16 protein-coding genes are annotated in these 18,298 nt (G+C 58.5%); 2 read left to right on the top strand and 14 right to left on the bottom strand.

Annotated features, from left to right (window positions below):
- Nucleotide 1 precedes the first annotated feature (1 nt).
- The 8 genes from ACQE3L_RS05405 to ACQE3L_RS05440 form a co-directional block, all read right to left on the bottom strand.
- Nucleotides 2–1,405, bottom strand: a complete 1,404-nt coding sequence (locus ACQE3L_RS05405) for an ABC transporter ATP-binding protein (protein ID WP_426962745.1) — start codon at nt 1,403–1,405, stop codon at nt 2–4.
- Entirely contained in the window at nt 1,381–2,520 is a 1,140-nt protein-coding gene (locus ACQE3L_RS05410; RefSeq protein ID WP_426962746.1) for an ABC transporter ATP-binding protein, read from the bottom strand. Before ACQE3L_RS05410 ends, ACQE3L_RS05405 begins: the two co-directional genes overlap by 25 nt.
- A 3-nt stretch (nt 2,521–2,523) precedes the next feature.
- Nucleotides 2,524–3,474: an ABC transporter permease gene (locus ACQE3L_RS05415; protein WP_426962747.1), complete on the bottom strand. Its 951-nt coding sequence runs from the start codon at nt 3,472–3,474 to the stop codon at nt 2,524–2,526.
- Nucleotides 3,475–3,476: 2 nt separating this feature from the next.
- On the bottom strand, nt 3,477–4,490 hold the full coding sequence (locus ACQE3L_RS05420) for an ABC transporter permease (RefSeq protein ID WP_426962748.1): 1,014 nt from the start codon (nt 4,488–4,490) through the stop codon (nt 3,477–3,479).
- Nucleotides 4,491–4,603: 113 nt separating this feature from the next.
- Entirely contained in the window at nt 4,604–6,667 is a 2,064-nt protein-coding gene (locus ACQE3L_RS05425; protein ID WP_426962749.1) for an ABC transporter substrate-binding protein, read from the bottom strand.
- 127 nt (nt 6,668–6,794) lie between these two features.
- Entirely contained in the window at nt 6,795–7,082 is a 288-nt protein-coding gene (locus ACQE3L_RS05430; RefSeq protein WP_426962751.1) for a hypothetical protein, read from the bottom strand.
- 46 nt (nt 7,083–7,128) lie between these two features.
- Entirely contained in the window at nt 7,129–7,338 is a 210-nt protein-coding gene (locus ACQE3L_RS05435) for a hypothetical protein (protein ID WP_426962752.1), read from the bottom strand.
- A gap of 58 nt (nt 7,339–7,396) precedes the next feature.
- Complete coding sequence (locus ACQE3L_RS05440; protein WP_426962753.1) at nt 7,397–8,242, bottom strand: hypothetical protein; 846 nt, start codon at nt 8,240–8,242, stop codon at nt 7,397–7,399.
- A 169-nt stretch (nt 8,243–8,411) separates the two neighbouring features.
- Between ACQE3L_RS05440 and ACQE3L_RS05445 the strand changes: the two genes are divergently transcribed.
- A complete protein-coding gene (locus tag ACQE3L_RS05445; protein ID WP_426962754.1) occupies nt 8,412–9,704 on the top strand; it encodes a tyrosine-type recombinase/integrase in 1,293 nt (430 codons plus the stop codon).
- A 334-nt stretch (nt 9,705–10,038) separates the two neighbouring features.
- Here the strand turns inward: ACQE3L_RS05445 and ACQE3L_RS05450 are convergent, their stop codons facing one another.
- Both ACQE3L_RS05450 and ACQE3L_RS05455 read right to left on the bottom strand, forming a co-directional pair.
- The gene (locus ACQE3L_RS05450) at nt 10,039–10,437 is read right to left on the bottom strand and encodes a hypothetical protein (protein ID WP_426962755.1); all 399 of its coding nucleotides are present in this window, start codon (nt 10,435–10,437) and stop codon (nt 10,039–10,041) included.
- Nucleotides 10,438–10,583: 146 nt separating this feature from the next.
- On the bottom strand, nt 10,584–11,093 hold the full coding sequence (locus tag ACQE3L_RS05455) for a hypothetical protein (protein WP_426962757.1): 510 nt from the start codon (nt 11,091–11,093) through the stop codon (nt 10,584–10,586).
- A 201-nt stretch (nt 11,094–11,294) separates the two neighbouring features.
- Between ACQE3L_RS05455 and ACQE3L_RS05460 the strand changes: the two genes are divergently transcribed.
- On the top strand, nt 11,295–12,134 hold the full coding sequence (locus tag ACQE3L_RS05460) for a hypothetical protein (RefSeq protein WP_426962758.1): 840 nt from the start codon (nt 11,295–11,297) through the stop codon (nt 12,132–12,134).
- A 144-nt stretch (nt 12,135–12,278) separates the two neighbouring features.
- On the opposite strand, the gene ACQE3L_RS05465 is transcribed toward ACQE3L_RS05460, so the two are convergent.
- From ACQE3L_RS05465 to ACQE3L_RS05480, 4 genes are all read right to left on the bottom strand, one after another.
- Nucleotides 12,279–12,479: a hypothetical protein gene (locus ACQE3L_RS05465; RefSeq protein ID WP_426962759.1), complete on the bottom strand. Its 201-nt coding sequence runs from the start codon at nt 12,477–12,479 to the stop codon at nt 12,279–12,281.
- Nucleotides 12,472–13,569 carry a hypothetical protein gene (locus ACQE3L_RS05470; RefSeq protein WP_426962760.1) on the bottom strand — a complete coding sequence of 366 codons (1,098 nt, stop codon included), beginning with the start codon at nt 13,567–13,569 and terminating at the stop codon, nt 12,472–12,474. Before ACQE3L_RS05470 ends, ACQE3L_RS05465 begins: the two co-directional genes overlap by 8 nt.
- Before the next feature lie 251 nt (nt 13,570–13,820).
- Entirely contained in the window at nt 13,821–15,056 is a 1,236-nt protein-coding gene (locus ACQE3L_RS05475; RefSeq protein WP_426962761.1) for a DUF5797 family protein, read from the bottom strand.
- Nucleotides 15,057–15,128: 72 nt separating this feature from the next.
- On the bottom strand, nt 15,129–18,296 hold the full coding sequence (locus ACQE3L_RS05480) for a PD-(D/E)XK nuclease family protein (RefSeq protein ID WP_426962762.1): 3,168 nt from the start codon (nt 18,294–18,296) through the stop codon (nt 15,129–15,131).
- Nucleotides 18,297–18,298 lie beyond the last annotated feature (2 nt).

Raw genomic sequence — 18,298 nt, forward strand, 5'->3', positions numbered from 1 at the left:
CTCAGTCGTCCGCGGGGGCGGACGCGGGTCCGTCCTCCGGCGGCCGACGGTCCCCCTCCGTGTAGAGGTGACACGCCGCCTCGACGCTTCGGCTGGCCGAGCGCAGGTCCGGTCGGTCCGTCTCGCACTGCGAGACGAACTCCGACCGGATCCGGTCGGCGGCCGCCTCGGCGTCGCCCGTCACCAGGTGGTCGGCCGTCTCCTCGATGGTCGCCATCGCGTCGTTGGGGATCTCCAGCGCGGAGACGTCGACGCCGCCCTCCCCCATGCCGAGTTCCGACTCGTGTCTGTACTCCTCGGGGAGCTGGTCGAGCGTGAGCCCCTCGCTCAGCAGGCGGTCGCGGACGCGGTCGTCCGGTTCCGCCCCGGGGTCCACGTCGAGGTCTTCGACCGAGAGGCCGTTCAGCACGCGGCGCTTGAACGTGCTCACGCGACGGAAGGCGTTCTGGCTCCCCTGCCACCCTTCCGGGGGGATGATCTCCGCACAGCGGGTGTGGAACTTGCAGCCGCTCGGCGGGTTCCGGGGGCTCGGGATGTCGCCGGTGACGTTCGCTCGCTTGCGGTCGCGAGTCGGGTCCGCGACCGGCACCGCGTCGAACAGCGCCTCGCTGTAGGGGTGTTTCGGGTCGTCGACGATCTCGCCGGTCGGCCCGTACTCGATCATGTCCCCGAGGTACATGATCGCCGTCTTGTTGCACATGTACCGGATCAGCGAGAGGTCGTGGCTGATGAACAGGTACGTCAGCCCGTACTCGTCCTGCAGGTCCTTCATCAGGTTGAGCACGCCCGCGCGGATGGAGACGTCGAGCATCGACACCGGCTCGTCACAGACGACGAAGTCCGGATCCACCACCATCGCGCGCGCGATGGCGACGCGCTGGCGCTCGCCCCCCGACAGCTCCTGCGGGAACGAGTCGAGGTAGGCGTCGCCCGGCGCGAGCCCGACGTCGTTGAGCGTCTCCACGACGCGGTCGCGACGCTCCTGGTAGGAGTCGTACATCTCGTTGATCCGGAGCGGCTCCGAGACGGTGTCGTACACCGTCATCCGCGGGTTCAGGCTCTCGAAGGGGTCCTGGAAGATCATCTGGACCCGCTGGCGGAACTCCGTCTCCTCCTCGCGGGTCATGTCGGTCACGTCGAAGGTCGCGTCGTCGAAGTGGAAGCGGATCGAGCCCTCGGTAGGGTCGTACAGCTTCACCAGCAGCTTGCCGAGCGTGGTCTTCCCGCAGCCGGACTCCCCGGCGACGCCCATCACGTCGCCGCGCTCGATGCCGAAGGAGGCGCCGTCGACCGCGCGGACCGGGTCCGTACCGGTGCCGAGCAACCGCTCGACGACGCCCTCGCTGGTGTCGAACCACTTCTTGAGTCCCTCTACCTCGACTAGTGGGTCGTCTGCTGTAGCCATGTTTCCTCCTTTGCGGCGTCTTCCTGCACCTGTTCGAGGTCGTCGAGCCGGTAACAGGCCGACTCGTGAGCGACCTCGCCCGTCGCCTCCCCGAGCGCGCGGTCCACGTCGTACATCGGCGGGTGGGAGTCGCGACACTCCTCGACCGCGAACGGACAGCGGTCGACGAACCGACAGCCCGGGTCCGGGTCGCGCAGCGTCGGCGGCGTCCCCGGAATGGAGACGAGTTGCTCCTGGTCCTCCTCGACGGTCGGGAAGGAGTTGCGCAGCCCGAGCGTGTACGGGTTCGCGGTCCGCTCGAAGATGGACTCGGTCGTCCCCGACTCCATCATCTTCCCGCCGTACATGACGCCCATGCGGTCGCACGTCTCCGCCATCACGGAGATGTCGTGACTCACGATGAGCATCGCCACGTCGAACTCGTCCTGCAGGCCCTTGATCTCGTCGAGCACGCGGTCCTGGATGATCACGTCGAGCGCGGTCGTCGGCTCGTCGGCGATCAGCAGATCTGGACTGCACGCCATCGACATCGCGATGACCGCGCGCTGTTTCATGCCCCCGGAGAACTCGTGGGCGTAGTCGTCCGCGCGCTCGCGGTCGATCCCGACGCGTTCGAGCAGGTCGCGGGCGCGGCCGCGGGCCTCCTCGACGTCGGTTCCCGGCTCGTGGCGAGTGATCGCCTCGACGATCTGGTCGCCCACCTTGTAGACCGGGTTGAGCGCGTTCAGCGCGCTCTGCGGGATCAGCGCGACGTTCCGCCAGCGGACGTCGCGGATCTGCTCGAGGGAGAGCTCGGCGAGGTTGGTCATGCCGTCCTCGCGGACCGGGTACTGCGGATCGTCGACCACGTCGCGGCGCACCTCACCGCGCTCGTCGGTCCAGGCCGGCAGCGTGCCGTCGAACCAGATCTCGCCGCTCTCGACGTCGCCGTTCGAGTCGAGCAGCTGGATGATCGACTTCGCGAGCGTCGTCTTCCCGCAACCGGACTCGCCGACGAGCCCGAACGTCTCCCCGTGGTCGACGGTCATCGAGACGCCGTCGACCGGGTGGACGTCCGGCCCGTCCATGCGGTACCGTACGTTCAAGTCGTTGATTTCGAGTAGATGGTCAGCCATATGTCACCTCTGGGGGTTCGCCACGTCCTCCATCGAGAAGCCGATGAAGTAGAACGCGCCCGCGATCATCGTGATGGCGATGCCCGGCGGCAGCAGCCACCACCAGGCCTCGAACACGAAGCCGCGGTTCTGTATCTGTTCGAGCATGATGCCCCACGAGTACGCCGTGAAGTCCGACAGGCCGAGGTACGCGAGCGACGCCTCCGCGAGGATGGCGCCGGCCGCGTCCTGCGCGAGGTAGACGAACGTCAGCGGCAGGACGTTCGGCAGGATGTGTCTGAAGATGACGCGCGTGTCGGACGCGCCCGCGACCTTCGCGGACTCCACGTAGGAGCGCTCCTTCAGGCTCAGCGTCTCACCCCGGATGATGATGCAGTTGTTCACCCACGACTTCACGACGATGCCGAGGATGATGTTGGTCGTGCTCACGCCGCGGATCGCCACGAGGACGATCAGCAGCGGGAGGAACGGCAGGCCGTAGGTGATGTCCGCGAGCCGCTGGATCGACTCGTCGATCCACGTGTCGCCGTAGTAGCCCGAGATGAGCCCGAGCGGGACGCCGACGAGGCTGGACAGCAGTCCGGCCGCGAGCGCGATGTACATCGCGTTCTGGGCGGAGTAGACCAGCTCGGTCATCACGTCTTTCCCCTGGTCGGTCGTCCCCATCGGCGCGAAGAAGGGGTCACCGAACGCCGGCGGGTGCGGCAGCGAGTCGATCTGCTGTGGCGTCATGCGTCCCGGCTCGGTGCCGAGGTACGCCGTCCACTCGGTCGAGTGCGGGGCGAACCAGCCGGGCACGATCGCCCACAGGACGTACATCACGAGGATGAACAACCCGATCACGCCGAGTCGGTGCTGTGCGAATCGGCCCCAGACCCGCTTGTAGCGGTCGATCTTGGGGCCCCACTTCTCCTTGTACGCCTCCACGCGCGAGTTCGAAGATCCAGTAGCCATGATCATTCACCCCCCTCGAAGCTGATCCGGGGGTCGAGATAGGTGTACGCGATGTCCGTCAGCAGCCGCATCACGACGATGAGCACGCCCAGGATGAAGAAGACCGCCTGCGCGGTCGGGTAGTCGCGGCGGAGCACGGTGTCGACGATGAGCGCGCCCATCCCGGGCCACGAGAAGACGTACTCGATGATCACCGCGCCGTCGATGATGAACGCGACGCCCACGATGGCCTGCGTCGCCACCGGGATCAGCGCGTTGCGGGCAGCGTGTTTGATCATTACCGTGCGCTCCGAGAGCCCCTTCGCCTTCGCGAGGTAGACGTAGTCGGAGTCGACGACCGTGTTCATCTGCGTCCGCATCACGAGCATCGCCCCCACCCATCCGACGGAGATGATGCTGAAGAGCGGCAGGGCGATGTGGTGGAGCACGTCCACGATGGCGCGCCACCACGTCCACTGCTCGAACGGCGCAAGCAGGGAGGGATCGTCGGGGTACTGCGACATCATGTAGGAGCTGGGCAGCCAGCCGAGCTCGTAGTTGAACAGCCAGATGAGCAGCCACGCGATCCAGAAGGCGGGCATGGAGTACGCGACGAGCCCGGCCGCGAAGACCGACTTGTCACGCTTGGTGCCGCGCCACCAGCCGAGGTACATCCCCACCAGCGGGCCGATGATGTACCCGAAGATGAACGACGCCCCGAAGAGAACGAGCGTCCGCGGGAGCCGCCGCTCGATGAGCGACCACACCTCGGTCCCGTAGGTGGGCGACCAGCCGAACTGGCCGGTCTGGTAGTTCACCATGAACGAGAGGTACTGTCGCCACAACGGTTCGTTCAGGTCGTACTGTTCGATTATCGCCTGCCGTGCTTCGCGCGGCATATCCGGCGACACCAGCGCGTCCGCGAACGTCCCCGGCATGAGCCGCAACAGCAGGAAGGCAAGCGTCATGATCCCGAGAATAACGAAGTACGAGACGACCAATCGATACGCGAGGTATCGGAGACTAATTCTGGCCATTTGGGTCTGTGTAGGGTGTTGCTTGTGGTTATTTGTGTGAGGGTTAAGTTTTGCTCTTCTCCGTCCGAGGCGTTCCGGCGCGGAAAAGTGAAAACTCGGACAGGGACGGCGGGTTACTCGGCCTGGTGGATCTGCGAGAACTGGACGCTCACGTACGAGTCGCCCGGGCTCGGGATCCCCGAAACGTAGCCCTCGAAGTCGGCCTCGTTGACCGGCCACTGCGGGATCTCGTGGCTGTTGATCTGCGAGGGCGCGTCCAGATAGATCTTCTCGACGACCTGTCGCGCGACCGAGTTGCGCTCCTCCGTGTCCATCGTCTGGAGCGCCTCGTCGATGAGGTCGTCCGCGCCCGGCAGGCCCTCAGTGCCGTAGCCCATCGCGTTGTTGGCGTCGGTTTCGCCGATCTCGTCCGGGCTGTGCGCCTGACTGCTGTGGAACAGCGCCTCGAGCGACGGCGCCGCGAACGGCGAGAGGTTGGTCCACGACATCGGGAACGCGCCGAAGTTGACGTTCGTGTACACCTCGGTGAGCATGGTGTTGAACGTCATCACGTTTCGCTCCACCGGGATGCCGAGGGCCTTCAGCTTGCTCACCCAATCCTCGAGCATCTGCGTGCCGAGCGGCGAGTCCTGCGGCGGGTACATCAGGATCTGAAGCGGCTGGCCGTTGATCTCGGTGATCGTCTCGCCGTTGACCCGGATCTCCTCCTCGACGCCCGGCTCGTCGGCGAGGATGTCGGACTCGACCGAGCCCCACGTGTACTCGTGACGGGCCTCCATGTCGTCCGTCGTGACGCCCGTCATCGAACCGGGGTAGTCGCGGCCGGGGATGACCTGATTGTCCCCCTCGGCAGCCTCACCCGTGATCGGGACGCCGCCGCGGAGGAAGTCCTTGATCGCGGCGTAGTCGGGGACGCCGGGCTGGTCCTCGAGGAAGTCGAACGCCTTCGAAGCCGGGTGCTCGTTGATCTCCGCGTCGATCTCCGTCTCGGGACGGACTGCGGTGTACCCCGGCGGCATCGTGAACGCACCGCGCTGGACCGTCCCGCGGTTCAGCTGGTCGATCCAGTAGATATGGTCGTACACCAGCCCGACGGCCTGCCGGAAGATCGTGTCGTCGAACGGCGTCGTCCGCATCTCGAAGGAGTAGTGCGCGTAACCGGTGTCGGAGCCGGTGACGATGCGGGCCCCCTCCTTCTCCTCGACGTCCGGAATGTTCGCCGGCAGCACCGAGCCGTACAGCGCGTCGATGGCGTCCTCGGAGATGAACGCCTGCTGGAGCGCGTCGGAGGAGCCGTAGATGTTGAAGCGGACGTTGTCGAGGAACGGACCGCCCGCGCGGAGGTTCTCGTGCTCCTGGTACCACTCGAGGTCGTTGAGCGTGTAGTCGTCGCGGTACTCGATCTCGACGGACGTGTCGGGCTCGTAGCGGGTGAGCCGCCCCGGACCGAGACCGACCGGACCGAGGTACTCCTGGCCGTCGACCTCGTAGGTGTTCTCCTGCGGCTGGTACTCGGTGAAGTTCTCCGGGGAGACGTCGCTCCAGCGGTGCTCGGGGAGGAGCGGGAGCTGGAGCTGCTGGCTGTCGTAGGTCCCGACCGGGTTCGCGAGCTTGAGGTGGACGTCCCAGTCGTTGTCCGCCTCCTCGACGGTCTCGACGGGCGCGATCGTCGAGGCGTAGCGGCCGGGGTTCGCCTCCATGATGAAGTTGTACGTGAAGAGCACGTCGTCGACGGTGAACTCCTCACCGTCGCTCCAGGTGATCCCTTCCCGGATGTTGAAGTAGACGTCCGGCTCGCCGCTGTCGACGTTCTCCACCGTCCAGTCGGTGTACGCGCTCGGGTGGACGTCGAACGTGACGGGGTCGAGCGCCGTCCCGTAGCCCATGATCTCGCTGAGCACGGTCCACGAGTACGAGGAGGACGTCGCCATCGGGTTGACGCCCTCCGGCGGGTTGCTCATCCCGAAGCGGAAGGAGCCGCCCTCCGGGACGTCCCCTTCGCCGACCTCCTCGGGCGTGGACTCGGTTATCTCCTCGGTCCCCTGCGGTTCGGTTTCGGTCCCTTCCCCGCCTTCGTCGCCGGTACACCCGGCGAGCGAGACGGCGACCGCGCCGGCGCCGGCCTTGAGGAACGGACGTCGCTTGCTACTGGTGGCAGTGGTGTCATCGTCTGACATGCCTTGCCTTTCGCTGTAATTCTGGAACTAAGTACCTTTCGATGATACCCCGGACCCGGGATTGTTTCTTTTCGGTTGTTTTTGAATAAAGACGTGTGAACTGCCGGATCGTCACCGAATTCGCCGATTAGCTGTCGAATGCTTCCTCGCTGTTTCTCGCGCGCACGCCGAAGTAGAGCGCGAACGCCAGCCCGGTGACGAGGAGGCTCGCGTACAACTGCGGCGTCATCGCTCCTTCCGGACCGTTCTGATGAGTCCAGACGACCCCGAGCCCGGCCCAGCCCGCTGCGGCCGCGAAACTGATGGTCAACAGCCACGCGGCGAGGGTACCGTTCCCCCGGCGCGAGACGACCATCGAGACCGTCATGAGTACTACGACGATCACCGCGAGTACCCCTCGAGTCGTCATGTCCATAGCCGAGACTCGAGGTGCGCGACGCAAAAACCGTCGGATCGAACCGTCACTCCGGGTCCCAGACCGCCGGTGCGACGCCGAGCAGCCGAGTCACCGTCGGGTATCCCAACGCGACGACGACCACGAGAAGCACCGACTCGAGGAAGCTCGGATCGCCGTGCACGCTTCGCACGACCGCCAACAGGCCGTACATGACGACGAACATGACGGCCCAGTGCGGAGCGAGCTGTCGGACCTTCTCCGAGGTCGAAACCATACGGTCCCGTAGTCCGGAGACCAAATGGGACTGTCGGTCGAGAAAACGGACCGGGCGCTCAGTAGCGCGACGGAACGAACGCCAGGCCGACCAGCAGCAGCGACGCGACGCCGTTGGCGATGATCACGCGCCAGAGCGCGTCCGTGGTCTCACCGAACTCGCTGATCTCCGCGAGCTGCGCTTGGTACGCCGCCTGATCGCTCGTGAGGACGACCTCTTCACCGGAGGTGAAGTAGGCCAGATACGTGGTGTCGCCAACCGTCACGTTCTCCTCGTGCCCGAAGCCGGCCGACCGCGTCACCGTCGCCTCCCAGGTCAGCGTCGCGGCGTCCGCGGAAACCGCATCGACCGTCGCCTCGTGACCGTCGTACTCGAGCGTGTCGCCCGTCGCGAACTCACGTTCCTCGGGGTCCGGGAAGTACTCGTCCGCGGGAACCAGCGTGGCCTCACCGTCCTCCTCGACGATGACGTACTCCTCCCCGTCGCGCTGGACCGTCTCGTTGTCGGCGTCCTCGTCCGACTCCAAGATCGCCTGCCGGTCGATCTCCTCGCGGAGCGTGAACGTGTCGGGGTCGTCCCCCTCGATGACCACAGTCCACTCCGCGCCGTCGTACGTCACCGTGCTGCCGTTCGCCCAGTCCGCGGACTGGTCCGCCGTCTCGTTCCACTCGATCGTTCCGGAGTACGACACGGTTACCGCGCCGTGGTCCTCCTCCTCGCTCCGGGACACTTCCGTTACTGTGTAGGTCACGCCGTTCTCCTCAAACTGCTCCCCCGCTGAGAGCCGATGGTCGGGGTCCTCGAAGGACACCTCCGGCGCGTCCGCGGTGGCGACGAGAGCACCCGCTGCGGCGCCGACGAGAACGAAGAGCGCGACGTAGACGGCTACAGCGCGTCGTTGCATGATTCGAGCATGGGCCACCCCGCGTATAACAATTACTTTCCCTCCCCGGTTTTGGGAACCCCCGTTCGGGCACGCATCGACCGCGCAGAACACGACCGAAAACGAAAGCCAAGGGCCGGCTATGTGGCTAAGGGTTAAAGCCCAAGAATATAAAATTGATAAATAGAGCATGTCCACCCGGTCGCGAATTGAGAACCTGAGAACCCGCATCAAGACGCGGTCAAGTCTCTCTGACGATGAACCAGAGGAGGAAGACGCACCGACAATAGCAGAGGATGACGCAAACAAGCTTCTGGAATTCTCCAAACAGCTCGACCTCCTGAATTCCGAGTACAGCGACTACCGTCACGAGAAGTTGCTGCGGCACTGCACTATAATGGCCGAGCAGATCGGCGGAGTCGCCGATGCTCTAGAAAGCCGCGAAGATGCTGAGCGTGTCGTAGCGTGGATCAACACTGAAAGGAATACGGAAGATTACAGCGAAGAGACCAACCAGGACTACCGAATCGCTCTTCGTATCTTCGGAAAGAGGACTCTGAAGCTTGACGAGGTCCCCGACACACTAGCGTGGATTCCGACCGGGACCAGCAACAGCTACGACCCGGTGCCCAGCAGAGCGGACATGCTGGAGTGGGAAGAGGCGGTGAAGATGTCTGAGGAGGGCGCACTAAACTCACGGGATGCAGCACTGTTTCCTGTCGCCCACGAACTCGGACCAAGAGGAGAAGAAATGCACGAGGTCAAGATGCGACAGGTGCAGGATGCCGATCACGGACTGCAAATCCACCTCGATGGCAAGCAAGGTGAACACTCGGTAACGCTGATCAACAGCGTTCCATACCTCCAACAATGGCTCTCTGACCATCCTGCCCCAGATGACCCCTCGGCGTATCTCTGGTGTAAAATCGACGACCCGCATGACAACGCATCCTATCATTCGTTCCTTGGTAGGTTCAAAGACTGCGGTAGACGAGCTGAAATCGACAAGCCGGTAACGCCGACAAACTTCCGAAAGTCGAACACCTACTGGCTCGCCAAGCAGGGGGCAAAAGAATCAATCATTAACCAACGTCAGGGGCGGAAACAGACCTCAGACCACGCGCGCCGCTATCTGGCGAAGTTCGGCCCAGAAAACGAGAACAACATGTATGCCGAACTCCAAGGCATGGAGGTCGAGACAGAGAAAACCGAAGACCGAACTCCACTCACCTGCCCGCGCTGTGGAAAAGAGACACCTCGCAACGAGTCATTCTGTGTCTGGTGCCACCAAGCGATGGAGCCCGAAGCAGTCGACGAACTGGAAGCCGAAGAGAAGGAACATCGGCGTAAGCTCCTGAAAGTCGCAAAAGAGAACCCTGAGCTACTGGATACGTTAGAAGAACTGGAACCGTTGATCAGTTCGCTGGGTGGGGATGCAGACGTGATCAGTGCCGCAAAGGAGTTCACTGAAGCGACTGAGTAGTAGAACTACCAGCAATTGCTCTTGCAATAGGGGCGTTTTATGTGGCGTTGTTGAAACCCTGGGTAGAAGACAGGTTTCAGAGGTAGTGCTGAATACAGCACATGATCGAGAAATGGGATGGCAATGGGTCACGTGAAACCCGTGACTGGCGGATGCTGTATACGCCGTACGGGTACTGTTCCACAATCGGATCGCACACGTCGGGGAATGACTCGGACACCACCTTGCTTCAGGCTCAGACCGGTGTCACCCTCGCCGAGGAAGCGATACACTTCGTACTGCGGATTACTGAGGTGGCTGAGGGACAGGGCATGCAACTGGACCGGTGGGTTGTTTAACTCCCCTCGTCCTGCTGGTTCTCGCGGTGGGCTTGGAGGATGTCCTCGAGCGTGACGTCGTCGTGCTCTTCGACGCGATCCTCGACCCGGATGAGAACCTCCCGAGGGATCTCCACACCCGCCTCGTCACCGAATGTCTCCCTGGTCAAGGCGCTTTTCACGGTCTCGGCGCTTCGACTGATCTCTTCACCGACCTGGTTCGCGGCCTGAGTGAACCGGTCCTGTGGCGTCCGCTCGGTCCGGAGCATGAACGCTCGGGCCATCTTCGCCCATTTCTCGCCGCGTTTCTCAGTCTTGTCCCAGTAGTAGTCGTCCGGGATGACCTCGTCGAGGAGGTCGGGGATGATTTCGTGCTCGTCGTAGTCGCGCGTGGGCCGGAACTGTCCTAATCCCATATTCGGTGTGTGGGGCGTGTGGGTATTAGTGCCAACGGAAATAAGGGTTATTTCTAGCGTTAGGACGTCTAGGACGGCAGTATGGACTAGGACAAAGTATGATCATTCTTTTTGCTCAGTTTTCTAGGAGCAGTGCCTAGTCTGGATCATGAGAGGTATTCGAATATCTGGAGAAAGCGAAAGGCGAGATCGTTCGTCTGTGCGTTCTTTGAGGAAGCGAGGTCTTGGAGGTCCTGAATCCTCTCGGCATAGTCGTCATTCATCACCAGTTCCAGTTCGTAGCCGGTTTCGTCCTCAAACTCGTCGGCCAGTTCTGAGAGCGGAGTTACCAGTCCTTTCGGCGTGTTCAGACTCCAGAGCTGGAAGGTGAACGTCTCGGCGGTGTCGTATTCGGTGGTCACCAGCTTCTCGGCCCGTTTGAATTTCCGATCTAGGCGGTCACGGTTCTCCTTGTAGGAGCCGTAGCCCATTCCACCGAGGTGGGTCACGACCTCGCAGGCGTAGATTTCCTGCTCGCCATCTAAGTTGACGCCGACCACGTCAACCTCCGTCTGAGTGTCAAGGGCAGTCTTCTGGTAGGTGACGAAGTCGCAGTCTCCGATATATTTGTGATGGGCTCCGACCAGCATTTCTCCGGCTTTCGCCTGTGTTGACATGGCCGAGCGTTCTCTGGGGTCCGAAATAAAGCGTCCGTCCACGGGGGTCATGGTCCGAACCCTCGGAGCCAGCGTTGGTTCTGGATTCTTCGGCAGCACGGTGAGGGTGCCCAGCCTTGTGGTCGTTTTGGTCCTTGCGGCCCTGAAACTGTGGCCGTTCAGGTAGTCAGCCTTTTTCTCGGCGGGCTTTGAATGGGCAGTATGATCCCGCCTAATGAACTTGCTCTAAAGGTGACCGGAGAATGGACTGAAGAGAGGCTGGACCCGGAGTCAGAAGTCACACCGAGAAATCCTCGCGCATACGCCCAGTTCAAGTCGGCGACAGTGTACTCTAAGGGTGACGTGGCATCGGTTGAAGAGGATGTTAAGATGCCAGGGGAGACCGAGATGAACGCCTTGGCAAGTTCGATGAAAGACAGTGCATTCAACGACGGCCGGTTCGTCACCAAGACCACTATCCACCGCGTGTACCGGGAGATTACAGACCTCGTTGAGAGCTACGAGGATTTAACCCAGAATATGACGGCCCAGTTGATCATCGAGGAACACGATCTCGAACAAGAATGCGAAGAGTTCCCGATGGAGGTGGATCCAGATCATCTCAAAGCATCGATCCGCGGGTTTTTCCAGATGAGTGTACCGCAGGCGTACGCCGAAGCCTACTTTGAGATTCAGCTCGCGAACCGGGTGCTGCCGTTCCTCACCTTGGCCCAGGTCGTGATCGAGGATTACTCAGTGAGTTTGCTCCACGACAAGATCATTGACGAGGACTACCGGGGTTCGAATACGACGAAAAGAAAACTCGAGAGGAAGCTGTCTCAGCCGGGGCGTGAGATGCTCCTTCAACGTACAGGGCTGGTGTCGGGGGACCTCAGGAGCGATATGCAGGATGTCCGGCAAACACGGAACGATTTGGTCCACAATCTTCGTGAAACGGATTATTTCGAGGAAGTGGTCGAGGCGGCTGAGGCGGTTGAGACGTGTGCAGAGGTTATCGAGGAGTTCGAGGAGCGGTACGACGAAGGTAGTTTCTCCTGGTGAGACCGCATACACTTCTGTATCGGTCACGGTGCTTGTATCAATTACTGGGAGTTCAATTAACCCGTTTTATGTAGAATTTTCCCATCATAACATCTTATTGAGACCCAGTTGCAATCGGCAGAACGCTATTAGAAGAGAGGCGGACTACTGATCGAGTGATTCACGAAGCTGATCGAGGCGGTTGATGTCTTTCTCGACGACTGCTTCAGGAGGCTCTTCGCCGTACTTAACGAGAGCAGCCAAGCAGAGTGCTCGAACGAACTCGTCGTTGCTGTGTTTGATGACTCGAACAAGTGACTCCTTGTTTTGGCGGACGTAGACATCAGGATCGGTAGATTCACTCATCCGCCTCACCACCACTGTAGAACGCCGCGGCAGTTTGGAGTGCTGCGAGTATAGTAGAGTCCTCCTGAACATTCTGGAAGAACTTCCGTGCGTCTCGAGGGGTGGGGGTATCCCCTCGAAGAGAAACTCCCGCACGCCCCGCAGCAGCCTTGAACCACCGACGGATTGTCTCAGTTGTTACATGGCTACGTCCCGCCTCATGGCTTTCAAAGACGTACGAATCCTCGTTGAGTCGTCGTTTGATTGCTTCGGCATTTTTCTCGACGGGAATCAAGGAGTTTGCCCGTCCTTCGATACAGAATCCAACCTCATCTAGACCCTCGTCCAGATCAGTGAACTGGACCCGGTCAGTCCGCAGAGTTGCACAGTCACTGGTAGAGAGACCACACCCCGCTGTGAGCAACACAACAAGCTGTTCATCAAGGGATGCTGTATGGTGGTAGATTCCCGCAACTTGACTCGCATCGAGGTTTCCGGGGTCGGAAACATCGTGGTCCTGCCACTCCACTTCGGAGAGTAGGGTGGCAAAAGGATTGTTGTCGTCATCATAGAAGAAGTCGTAGAACGCCTTCAATGTCAGCGCATACTTCTGTTTGGACCCCTGGCTGCCAAGCTCTCGATCCAAATCGGACAAAATCGGTTTCCAATGGTCTCGAAGTGAAGAAGGCCCCTCATCGGCGATGCTGACAATGTCTACATGGCCGTGTTCCTCTTGATAGAGCCGGAGGAGTGTAGAAAGCCCGTACTGGTACGTCTCGATTGTTGTCTGGGTCAGGCCGGACTGAGCAAGTGACTCTAGGTACAGGTTCAATGCATCATGCGTGGCCTGATGATCGCCCTGCCATTCGAATGTGGAACCACTAGGCGAAGAGAGACCGACATGTTCAGCAAAGAAACCGGCCAACGTCATATTGTGGGAGTTCTGCTGGCCGCTGAAGGGGTACCGAAAACCACGGTACCCGTGTTCAACGAGCCACTGATAGGAGGGATACTCAGTGGTTGGATCGTAGCCGTCGTCGCGGAACTCGGGTGCAATCTCCTCCCAGTACATCTCCTCGAGTTCCTCAAGCGATTTATTTGCCCATTTCATTCTTCACCCGACGATAGTGGTATGCTGGTAAAAGGGGTAATGTCATATGTTGGTTTCTTGCTTGAGGTGGAGACCTAGAGCGAGATCAACTGTTCTCAATGTCTTAGCAAGCAAAAATCATCAACAGTAACTGTCATCACATCTGCGGGTGGTGCGTCGTTGGTAACCACACCGGGTGTTGGTCATCGACGTGAAATTGCTATAGAAATAACCGGAAAACAAGATCAAACAGAGTAGTAAAACTCCTACAATCACCTGCTCCAGTTAACGCCGCCGCTATCGTTTTGCTGGGAATCCGAGACTGCGAGAGTGATTCTTCCTTTACCTGGGATTCTGGGGGGCTCTTTACTGAGAGTGATTTTGCCGTCCTGTTCAAGTCCACTTACGTAACGACGGGCTGATTCGGTGGCACAAGCAAACTTGTCGGTGTTCCGGGTTACATACTGACTGAGTTCAGACTGAAGGTGATCCCATACCTCTCGCCCATCCGAAAATCCCCAGCGGTCGGATAACTGTCCGTTTGATGTGGGTTGTTGCTCTACAATGTCGATCACCCGTCGGTCAAACGTATCTATACTTCTGTCTTGAATCGTGATTTCGAACGGTCGCCAATCCGTCGATCCGCCTGGCCAGAGATTTCCGTACAGGCATCGATAGAGAATCTGCCCCCCCTGTGTAACTAACTCTCGTAGCTGGCTGTCGTTCTCAATTGACGCATATTCGCTAACATCCATCAGAAACAGACTAAATGATTGAAATGCACCCAGTGAAGGATTACGTCGGCAACGAGATTTGTGGAAGCTAATGCTCTTTTTAACGCTCTGGACTGTATGCTGTTTCCTGCGGTAACTGTCCTCAGTGCTCTGGAACCGCTCTACAACCCGTTCTGTGTCCGACAAATCGCTAATAACCGGCAGAGGTCCGAGGGTTGATTTTGCGAATCCGACTTGATCATCAAGATCCATCGTCAGCTCGTCTTCTGGGATTCCCCAGTAATCGGTTGCTTGATCTACGTATTCATCCCAAGAAGTAGGACTGCGCTTCGTTGTGATTTCAGGACGGGAAATCGGACACCGATCGTTAGCGTCTAACAAGTATCCACTTAGAGTTGGGTCAACACACCGTGCCGAAAATGGTATGGCTTCTACAGTATAGACATATTCTGCACCCTCCGTATCCACGACCCTCAGTACACCGAAATGGCCCGTGAGAAGATCCATTGGCTCATACTTCATCCAATTGAACAAATCGTCCAGCTCTTCCTTGTCAATAGGGAAGTCTGGAGCGAGTTCATTTGCGGTGTATCGGGCACCCTTGAGGCGATCGACAACGAGATCGGTGACCGGTTCCTCAAAAACGTGAATTCCGCCACGTCTGTTTGAAGGTACTGTTTCTGCAATCTTGCCGTCGGTTACGACGTGGCCCGCGTCCACAAGCTCTTGCCTTTCCATCTCGGGTTTGTCATAGAATTCGTCTGTTGGAATCATAGCTTTCGCGTGTATTGGTTGGTTATTCTCTGATCCAGTTCGTACATTATTGGTATTCGTGCCGGTGAGTGCTTAGGTAGATTCAATCAATCGGCTGATGAGTGAGTTCCGTTCCAAAGTTTCTCGATCGCCAACTAATGTAACGTCTTGTGCGCAGTTGAAGCAGGTGTAGAGTTGCTCAATATCACTCACGGGCGGAGTGACCACTCGTTCTTCGCCTGTAACAGCGAGACTGACTACAGCCGAGTCTACATGAGTTCCAGATAGCTGATCGGGGAGACGAACCGCTATGCCTTCTCCGGTTTCTTCCAACTCTTCTCGAATTGCATTTGCATGGGCGACAAAGGGAGTGACAACCAAATCTGGAGAGACGTTTGCACAAACTTCAGCTACCTTCTCGGCTTCAGTTTTATTTTGCGTCAGGCGCTGATGGAGATATGGTGTCGCATGTACGGGGATACTGACCTTCAGACGATGATGATCGCTATCAATAGGATTACTGGTACGGACTTTGAATCTGATGTCCTGGATTGTGTATGTCTCACCGAACGTTAGTGCGCTCGCGTCAAGGGTTCTAAGCTGTTGTAGAGACTGAGAGATATGGACTGCATCAACTTGTTTGACCGGTTCCAGCCGGATGAAACGGGTTTCGTTTTCTTCAGTGGACGGTGGTACTTGATATTCTAGCGAGGTTTCGCCGATGGCCGTTGCTATCGCTCCATCCGTATCTCTAAATTCGAAACTTCCGTCAATAGTCTCTGCGTCAAGTTCCAGTCCCGAAAATGCAGATTCCATTGCAGGGGTGAGTTCTGCTTTCACCCGAATGCTCTGACTGTCGTCGCTCTCAACGTTCGCGAACCGCCGGTATAGACGGTTGAAATACGCCTCGTCAAGACGGGCGTCTCTAGCCTCTCCACTGACAATCTCAGGACCAGACCGTCGAGTGTCACCAATTGCTGCTACTCGATCGCCAAGAACCTGGAGGAAATGGAACTGGGGTTCTGCGAGACTTTCAGCACCCACAATCACGATCGTGTCAAAGAATTTGTCAGTATGGGGCCGAACCGACTCATCACCATCTCGCATAGCGTGGAATACCTGCTCACTAAGCGCATAGCGCGCCGACGAAATCACGATAGATGCGTCACGAAGTGCCTCATAGATTTTGTGTCCATCAGACGTTCCAGTGAGACCCGTCGTTGCTCCACCAGCGAATCCGTCCATTCTAGTTGCCCCTTCGACTGAAGATAGTCGCTCCTCGACTGAGTCGGTCATTTCAGGCCGCGTACAGAGAATTAATGTGCGTTGCTCATCGTCAGGTATCTCTTCGCCACTAGTGGGGCTTGGATACTGCTGCGTGGCAAGTTTTGTAACAACGTCAGTAACGAGCGTAGTCCGGTCACGACGGACTGGAACATCCAGATACAGTTCCTTTGCGTCAGCGTACTCGGAAAGAGAATTTAGGTCCGAAGGGTCGAGACTGTCTTCGTTATCGCCGGCCTTTCCTGTCGTTTCAAGAAGGGGAGAGACCTCTCCTCGCTGAGCGTAGTCCAGTTGTGACAATAGCTCACGTGGTAGAGAATCAGCCGCGATGGTACGGACGGCTTCATATGTCTCCGTGGGATCGAGGAATGCTGAATTTGGCGTTGATTTCAGTTGGAAGACGTACTTGTTCTCAATCTGGCCATAGTATGTGGCTTCTTGATAGTATTCCGTGCCGGTCTGCTTGAGACGTACGCCCGAACCTGGAGTAAAGGATGGAACTAGCCCTGTATCTGACGTGAAGACCATCCTTCGTTGGCCCTCTAAGGCTTTAAGTTCGAGATCAGGGATTCGCAACCCTGCTTCGGACAGTGTTTCTGGAGCTAATTGCTCAAGTTCGTAGCCTAATCGTTTCCGATGGTCTCGTTCACTGTTCAATGCCTGACGAAGACCCGTGTAATGGTCGGTGACAGAGGGGTCTCGGAATTCGAGTCGTTGCTCACACTCGTCGAAGAGCGGACACTGGGATATGATATTTCCCTCATCGTCTGATTCAAAACACGGCCACCGGCGCTCAGATTGACAGTAATATTGACAAGGTGACGGTAGAATCTCATTTTTCTCTTGATCGGTTGTTGGCGACTTGAACGTACAGCCAGCACAATCTCGACCGTAAGTCGTCGGCACACCGAATCCATCGCGAAGAACAGATGCCTCGTTCCGGAGAGAGAGGATGTCTTCTACATCGCCGCGCCGCAATTCGACTTCCTCCAACACGACGCCCGATTCGTTCGCTAAGTTCGGATAAACGAGATAGCCGCTAACTCCTTCGTCAATCCGCTTATGGAGACGCTCTCCTGTCTGAAGAGTTTCGAGGAGGAACGCTAGGAGATAGACCCGGAGTTGAAATCGGTGCTGATTCCGTCTTTTATCCGTCAGGTTGTAGTTAGTTTTGAGATCATAGGGGACCCCGTCGACGATCAGGTCAACGCGGCCATTAAAGCCGACTGAGGCAGAGAGGCCTACTTCTGCACTGACATCTGTTGCTGAAGCGATCCGATTTGTAAATTCGTCGTCTGTCAGAAGACGAGTAGCAGCATTCAACGCGTTCTCCTGAATTCGGTTGGGACTTACCCATGCTAACCGACACAGAGCCATCTCGATAGAATACTCCGACTCAATTAATTCTTCAAGGGACGCCTCAACTTGTGCTTCCGACCAACCACCTTTGAATTGAGGTTGGCCCCCTTCTTCGATTGCCCGTTCTACTAATTTATGGACTATTCTACCTTTGATTGCTCCAGGAGAAAGATCGTATCGACCAGGCGAATACACGTTCTTCTCGTAAAGAAGGTCGTAAATACGGGGGCACTCGCTAGCGGAGCGCATCTCACTTTTGCCGATTGCGGTATCCGGGTCACGAATTATGATGCCGGTGACGTTGAAATACCACTTGTCGTTGTGTGTGTTGGGAATCCCCCTGACGATGACCGACTCGTCTTGCTGTAAAGGCACCTCGTCGATTATTTCGCGAAGATACGACGCGGTTCGCCCGAACGAGTCCGTCCAAGCAGGATCCTCATGCCAGATCGAGAGGAAGGCATCATCTTCGAACTGACCAGACGCCCTAACTGGATAAAGTGTCTTGTCGCCGCCTTGTTGCCCCCTTCTTGGGTCACCAACGACTGTACATCGGATAGTGACTTCGCGGCCATAGTGCGTCTCGTCGTCAACGATGTCCTGAATTGGATAGATCATTT

Source organism: Haloparvum alkalitolerans (assembly GCF_050122995.1).
Taxonomy (GTDB): domain Archaea; phylum Halobacteriota; class Halobacteria; order Halobacteriales; family Haloferacaceae; genus Haloparvum; species Haloparvum alkalitolerans.